Source organism: Methylophaga sp. UBA1464, from assembly GCF_002325665.1.
Taxonomy (GTDB): domain Bacteria; phylum Pseudomonadota; class Gammaproteobacteria; order Nitrosococcales; family Methylophagaceae; genus Methylophaga.
Window position 1 is genome coordinate 425 of sequence record NZ_DCSO01000002.1, and the last position, 2,554, is coordinate 2,978.

The 2,554-nt window shown below is 46.1% G+C and carries 4 protein-coding genes; 3 read left to right on the plus strand and 1 reads right to left on the minus strand.

From position 1 onward, the window contains the following. From B3O33_RS00160 to B3O33_RS00170, 3 genes are all read left to right on the plus strand, one after another. Positions 1-1,140: AmpG family muropeptide MFS transporter (locus tag B3O33_RS00160; RefSeq protein ID WP_292362691.1), on the plus strand; the 1,140-nt coding region annotated here is incomplete at its 5' end. 207 nt (positions 1,141-1,347) lie between these two features. Next, the gene (locus B3O33_RS00165) at positions 1,348-1,746 is read left to right on the plus strand and encodes a hypothetical protein (protein ID WP_292360549.1); all 399 of its coding nucleotides are present in this window, start codon (positions 1,348-1,350) and stop codon (positions 1,744-1,746) included. 84 nt (positions 1,747-1,830) lie between these two features. Next, positions 1,831-2,211 carry a nuclear transport factor 2 family protein gene (locus B3O33_RS00170; RefSeq protein ID WP_292360547.1) on the plus strand — a complete coding sequence of 127 codons (381 nt, stop codon included), beginning with the start codon at positions 1,831-1,833 and terminating at the stop codon, positions 2,209-2,211. A 9-nt stretch (positions 2,212-2,220) separates the two neighbouring features. Here the strand turns inward: B3O33_RS00170 and B3O33_RS00175 are convergent. Next, the coding region (locus B3O33_RS00175; RefSeq protein WP_292362692.1) for a pyrimidine/purine nucleotide monophosphate nucleosidase domain-containing protein at positions 2,221-2,554 on the minus strand (334 nt) is incomplete at its 5' end.

Consider the following 2,554-nt stretch of genomic DNA (forward strand, 5'->3'; position numbering starts at 1 on the left):
ACGCAGGATGTGGTGATTGATGCTTATCGTATTGAATCTGCCGATACGCGTTTACAGGCGTTAATGTCCGCCAGTTATATCGCCGGTTATCGAATCGGTATGTTAATGGCCGGAGCGGGCGCGTTGATGCTGGCCAGTTATTTTGGCTCGGAAATGGGTGAATATGATTATCTGGCCTGGCGACAAAGCTATTTGATTATGGCGGCATTGATGTTGATTGGTGTAGCAACAACGCTGTTAAGCCCTGAACCCGAAGTGAATAAAAAAATTCATGATGATCGAAAGCGGGATTATCTGGGTTTGATGCTGACTTTTGCCTTGTCGATTAGTGGTTTTATCGGCTGTTTTTACCTGACAGGTGATTGGGCGGTGCAAGCACGATTACAGATGCTCAGTTGGGTCCATAATGGTCCATTGGCTGCAGTGGGTGTTGAATTGGTGCGGTTAGTGCTGGCAACCCTGGTGGCGGTGATTATTGCCAGAGTGTTAATTTTAATGGGATGGGTACAGAAGAGTATTGTGCATCGCAGCTATGTTGAGCCAGTACAGGATTTCTTTAAACGTTATGGTCTGTCGATGGCGTTGTTATTGCTGCTATTGATTGGTCTGTATCGGATCTCCGATATCGTGCTGGGTGTTGTTGCCAATATTTTTTATCAGGATATGGGCTTTACCAAACCGGAAATTGCCACGGTGGTAAAAACCTTTGGTTTGTTTATGACCATTGTCGGCGGTTTCCTCGGTGGGATTCTGGCACTGCGTTTCGGGGTAATGCGCATTCTGTTTTTAGGAGCAGTGTTATCCGCTCTGACTAATCTGTTGTTTATGTTGCTGGCACAAATGGGCAACGATATTGTGATGTTGTATATCGTGATTTCCGCCGACAACCTGTCGGGTGGCCTGGCGAGTGCAGCATTTATTGCGTTTTTGTCCAGCCTGACCAATATCTCGTTTACCGCCGTGCAATACGCTATTTTCAGTTCGCTGATGACCTTGCTGCCGAAAATACTTGGCGGTTATTCCGGGACCATGGTGGAAAGTATCGGCTATGAACAGTTCTTTTTGCTGACGGCATTCATGGGAGTGCCGGTGTTGTTGTTAGTATTCCTGGCGGCCAGGCGTTTTCGAATAGATGATTAGCTGAACATCGTTATGTGGCGCTGGCTGTTAATTTTAATAGTAGTTTTTTTCGGCTGGCGTCATTGTTCGTCGGCTGAGACAGAGTTTGTTGAGCCCAACAGAGTTGTTGAAAACACGCCTCGGCAAACTGAAGTATCTGACATAGCTTCAATACCTTTTGATCAATATCTTATCCAGCCTGTGGCGGAATTTCATCTGGAAGCCCGTGTGTTGGCACGGGAAGATTATTACTTAGGCCGTGAAGCGGATTTATCCCCTACTGATTTGGTATTAGGATGGAAAGATATGGCAGATCCGCAGGTGGTGAAACAGATCAACATCCGCCAATCCGGCCGCTGGTATTTCTGGCAGGTTGACTCGTTTCCAATCCCGCGCCGTCATATTGAAACGCAAAGTGCCAATATGCATTTGATCCCGGCTAACGATGAAATAGCCAGAACGCTGAAGCAGATACGAGCTGGACAATTGATTACGCTTCAGGGCTATCTGGTCAATGTGCATGCTGAGGATGGCTGGCGCTGGCGCAGCTCGCTCAGCCGTGAGGATACCGGTGCCAATGCCTGTGAATTGATTTATGTGATGCAGCTTAAAATCATTTCCAGATAACAGTTTTGGGTGTTTTATCGCGGGAAATTTCCCCGAAATATTTATGTTATGTTGGCTTTATCCATACACAGCAAGGAGATTTCTATGTCTAATACCGCGACTTCAATCAGTGATTACGCTGCCATTACCAAGCTGATACAGCACTATATTGATGGTGCCGTTTCGGGCCGTGGTGAGCTGATGAAACCGGCTTTCCATCAGGATGCCACCATCTACGGTTATGTTGGTCCGGATTTATTTGCCGGCCCCATTCAGGGTTTGTATGACTGGAATGATGAAAATGGTCCGGCCAAAGAGATGAAATCAACGATTACGCATATTGATGTGGTCGGTAATGCCGCCAGTGTACGTTTGGAGTCAGATAACTGGACCGGTCATCGTTTTACCGATTTTTTCAATTTGTTAAAAATTGATGGCAAATGGCAGGTGATGAATAAAGTATTTCACCTGCATGACGAGGACTAAACTGCTGGGTTAATCCAGCAGCTTATAACAAGGTTTGTAGGCATTTTCGTCCTGCCCCAGTTTCATACGTTTTTCGCGGACAAATTTGCGTAACAGATCATCAATGGCGCGTAGCAGTTCCGGTTCACCGTTAATAACATACGGACCATGTTTGGCCACTTCACGAATACCAAAGGCTTTGACATTACCGGCGACAATACCGGAAAAAGCCGAACGTAAATTACTGGCTAGCTCATGCTTTGGCATGTCTGAATACAGACGCAAAGAAGCCATGTTTTCATGAGTGGGAATAAATGGCTGTTGCAACATCGGATCGATATGCAGTTGCCAGTTAAAGTAGTAG